The 4,511-nt window shown below is 48.6% G+C and carries 3 protein-coding genes; all 3 read left to right on the plus strand.

Annotation, left to right across the window (positions count from 1 at the left end):
* The coding region (locus ACTIE6_RS13395) for an efflux RND transporter permease subunit (protein ID WP_439557118.1) at positions 1-1,751 on the plus strand (1,751 nt) is incomplete at its 5' end.
* A 25-nt stretch (positions 1,752-1,776) separates the two neighbouring features.
* Positions 1,777-3,135: a TolC family protein gene (locus ACTIE6_RS13400; protein ID WP_439557119.1), complete on the plus strand. Its 1,359-nt coding sequence runs from the start codon at positions 1,777-1,779 to the stop codon at positions 3,133-3,135.
* A 115-nt stretch (positions 3,136-3,250) separates the two neighbouring features.
* Positions 3,251-4,333: a M48 family metallopeptidase gene (locus tag ACTIE6_RS13405; RefSeq protein ID WP_439557120.1), complete on the plus strand. Its 1,083-nt coding sequence runs from the start codon at positions 3,251-3,253 to the stop codon at positions 4,331-4,333.
* Positions 4,334-4,511: the final 178 nt, after the last annotated feature.

Here is a 4,511-nt window from a genome sequence, read left to right on the forward strand (position 1 = left end):
CCGGCCGGCTTTTCAAAGAATTTGCGATCGTAGTAGCAGGTTCGGTGACCATTTCCGCATTCGTCGCTTTGACTTTAACACCAATGATGAGCGCGTATTTACTTAAATCCAATTCGGGTCAAAGTTGGTTTTACCGGAAAACAGAACGCTGGTTTGTGGCTCTGAACAATGCTTACGGAAGATCGCTTGCCGCATTCATGAAAGTGCGCTGGTTGGGTGTGGTATTGCTGCTCGTTTCATTTGGCGTCGCATTCTGGCTGGCGCCAAAATTACCTTCTGAATTGGCGCCACTGGAAGACAGATCGATGATCGGGCTCGCTGTGATCGCGCCGGAGGGAACTTCGTACGAAAGTATGGAGCAAAGCATGAAAGCGATAGGGAATTACATCAGCGACTCCATTCCGGATTTGAATGCACAGCGCACTTACACAGCCGTGGCTGCGGCGGGAGGAACATTGGCGCAACCTGTGAATGGCGGTTTTCAATGGATTTTCCTTAATGAACCCAAAGACCGGAAAAGCGGACTGACCCAGGCACAGATCTTTCAAAAACTGGTTGTCGCTTCGCAGCAATTCAGGAATGTGTTGATTATACCTGTGCAAACACCTACAATCGGTGGCTATGGAAATACGCAGCCGGTACAATACGTAGTGCAGGCGCCGAGCCTGAAAGCATTGATCGACGTAATGCCAAAACTGATGACCGAAGTGGGAGGCAACAAAAAACTGACTTTCGCCGACGCCGATTTCAAGATCAACCGACCGGAAATCAGCATCAGCATTGACAGGCAGCGCGCGGCCCAGCTCGGGATTTCGACACAGGATATCGGGCAGACTTTGCAGCTCGCATTGAGCAGCCGGAGATACGGTTATTTCATTTACAATGACCGTCAATACGAAGTAATCGGCCAGCTGGATCGAGAAGACCGCTCTGCACCTTACGATCTGAAATCGTTATACCTCAAATCAGGTAGCGGTGAAATGGTTTCGCTTGATAATTTGACGAGACAAAATGAAGGGATCAGTCCTCCCGCGATTTACAGATATAACCAGTCTTACAGCGCCACGATCTCGGCTACGCCGGCAAATGGGGTAAGTTTGGGAGAAGCGATTAAGGAGCTGGATAAGATTTCGGCGAAAGAACTGCCGAAAGGTTTTACAACTGCATTGGCCGGCCAGAGCCGCGATTATTCGGAGAGTAGTTCAAGTCTGATCTTCGCATTCATTTTCGCCATTATCCTCATTTACCTCGTGCTAGCGGCGCAGTTTGAGAGTCTGGTAGATCCATTTATCATTCTGCTGACAGTTCCAATGGCGCTAACGGGTGCATTGCTGAGCTTGTGGTTTACTGCGCAAACGGTCAACATTTTCAGCCAGATCGGGATCATTATGCTCATTGGTTTGATCACCAAAAACGGTATCCTGATCGTGGAATTTGCTAATCAGAGCAAGGAAGAAGGTACCTCTACATTTGAAGCTGCCAAAATTGCCGCGGTATCGCGTTTCCGTCCGATTTTGATGACCACTTTGGCGATGATCTTTGGTACACTGCCGATTGCGCTTTCGCTGGGTACTGCTTCGGGTAGTCGCCAGTCACTCGGTATCGTCGTAGTCGGCGGGCTGATTTTCGCCGGTGTGCTCACATTGTACGTTATTCCTTCCATTTATTCTTACCTGTCCCGGCCGCATAAAAAACGCCACGAAGAAGGACAGCAAACGCTGGCGAGAGAATCGGCTTTACAAGCGCATTGATCCCAGCAGCATACCAAACAACATCATGAAAAGTGAACATTTAAATAACTGGAAACGCGCATTGCTGGCTCTGACACTGACCAGCCTGCCGCTCTTCCTCGCAGCCCAAAAGCAGACCATTTCGTTGGAAGAAGCGATCGAGCAAGCCAAATCGCACAACCGCGAGCTACGGATTGACTCGCTGGGCGTGAACAAATCGAGACAGCAAACTGCGATTACGCGGGGATTGCTGCTGCCGAATATCAGTCTGAGCGGACAGTACCAGCATTACTTTCAGCGGCCCGTATTTTTTGGTCTGAATGGAAACTCTGCTTCTTCCGAGCGCATTGATTATGCCCGTTTTGGCGGAGAAGATGTGGCTGGCGCACAGGTTTCGCTGGTGCAGCCGATCTACAATTCAGGAACGCGGCACGAGATTGCCCGCCGGAAGCTTTTTGAAAAACAAAGTCAGCTCAGCTACCGTGACAGAGAAGTGAATGTAATTGCGAGCGTAAAGCAGAATTATGTGCGGCAGCTGGTTTTGAACGAGCGTCTCAAATTGCAGCAGGAAAGTATTTTGCGGAACAAAAAAGCACTTGCCGACTCGCGTTACCTGCTCGCGCAGGGAAAAGCATTGCGCGTGGATACATTGCGGGCTTATACTTTGGTAAAAAACCTGGAACCGGACGTGCTGAGACTTACTTATGCATTGCAGGTGAGCCAGCAGGAACTCCGCTACCTGCTTGGCGACGCGCAGCAAACCGAATACGTACTTTCCGATTCGCTGCGGCTCAGTCCGGCGGATTCCATTCCTTCCGAAACGGGTGCGTACCGCCTGTCCGTACAGCAGCGGCCCGATTTGCAGCTGTTGAACCTGAATAAGGAAATCGCGGACAAAGAGGTACAATTATCGAAATCGGCGCGGCTGCCGGTGGTGAGTTTTATCAGTCAGTACCAATTACAGACGCAAACGAACCAATTCCGTTTCGGGAATGCAGGTTACCCGCCCGTTTTCTTCGCCGGGATTCAATTTGCAATACCGATTTTTAATGGTAACCAAAACGTAAACCGCGTCGCATTGGGTAAGATCGAGCGGCAGCAGGCTGATATCGTATATACTAATGCGCAGGAGCAGCTGAAAACGCAGATTAAACAGGTACTGGCAAGTTTGGTGGAAACTTCAGAGCGGATCAAAACACAACAAAATGTGTCGCAAACGGCCGAGTTGAGCTACTCGATCACTAAATACCGCTACGAAAAAGGAGTGGCGACCAGGCTGGAATTAATGGATGCTGAATTTGCATTAACGACCGCAAAAGCCAATTACCTCGAATCTGTCTTCGATTATCTGTCCGCCAAAATCGAGCTCGACAGGATCAGCGGCGACTCAAAAGCAGACTTATAGCATTTACTGGGATAAGGTTATATTGGTATACCGCGGGATGATTTTCCTGCGGTATATCTGTTTATTGGCAGATATATTCGATATTGATTTTGATTGCGTTTTAAAATCAAACCAAATGCAGCCGATCGACGTCAGGTACAACGATGGAAGAAGCGTAGCCGCGCACGACGCAGTTCTTGAACTCATGCCCGGTTACTGGCTGATCACTCCAAAGCAGCAAAATGCTGATTTTCAAACCGTAAGATGGGAGTTGCCCGGCATTGTTACCGAGCAGGGATTTACCAATACATTCATTTTCAGGTACGGCGAACATCCGCAGCAAACCATTGAATGCAAGACGGAAAATCTGCCTGAAATCCTGAAACAAAAATATCCGAACCGGGTATTTTTCAAGAGGAGGATATCTGACAATATCTTCAAGAGTCCGCTGACGCTTGTTGGGTTTATCGTTCTTGTAACAGGCTTACTGGCCGCCACCTACTTTTTTATTCTCCCATTTGCGGCCGAAAAGGTGGCAGGACAAATTCCTCAGCCGGTCGAAGTCAGGCTAGGGGACGCTTTGTACGACAACCTAATTTCGGGATACAAGGTGGATAGCAGCCTTTCATTAAAGGTCAATGATTTTGCCAAAGCCATTGATTTCAAAACCAAATACCCGATCCGTATCTCGGTTGTAAAAGAAAAGGAACTGAATGCATTTGCATTGCCTGGCGGGCATATTGTTGTTTTCGATGGCATTTTGCAAAAAATGAAAACCAAAGAAGAACTCGCTGCATTGCTCGCCCACGAAGTTTCCCACGTGCATTACCAGCATTCACTCAGAAGTATATTCCGGAGTTTGAGCGGGTACCTCTTCGTTTCGCTGATTTTCAATGATGTCAGCGGGATCATAGCTGTGGTGGCCGAAAATTCGAATATGCTGGTCAACCTTACCTATTCAAGAGAGCTGGAAAGTGAAGCCGACCGGAAAGCAATGGAGGTGTTTCAGGCGCAGGGGATCAGCCTCAAAGGGTTTGTGGATTTGTTCAAAATTTTGGATACTGCCGCCGAAGGTACTGCTTCAAATGAGCTGCTAAGTACCCACCCGCTCACTGCCGACCGGATGCAGTACGCAAGCGAGCTGGCCCGGGAACAAACCGCATTCCGCGACCAGTCGGAACTGCAAAAACGCTGGCTGCAACTGCGTGAAGTACGCTAAGTAACTGGGAATGGCATTGTTTTTGTGACGTATACAGAAAAGAAACTACTTATTATGAAAGCGTTAACGAAAGAAGGTGAGCAGTATGTAGCAACTGTCGCCCAAAAATATAATTTGAAAACTGAGTCTGTTGAAAGCCTTTTGAAGGCAGTAATCGACGGCGGCGGTACCATGGCGC

The sequence above is a fragment of the Dyadobacter sp. genome (genome assembly GCF_051859145.1).
Taxonomy (GTDB): domain Bacteria; phylum Bacteroidota; class Bacteroidia; order Cytophagales; family Spirosomataceae; genus Dyadobacter.

What these genes read in the sequence shown, in the direction of transcription:
- ACTIE6_RS13400 (WP_439557119.1), top strand. Translation starts at nt 1,777, where the DNA reads ATGAAAAGTGAACATTTAAATAACTGGAAACGCGCATTGCTGGCTCTG.
- ACTIE6_RS13405 (WP_439557120.1), top strand. Translation starts at nt 3,251, where the DNA reads ATGCAGCCGATCGACGTCAGGTACAACGATGGAAGAAGCGTAGCCGCG.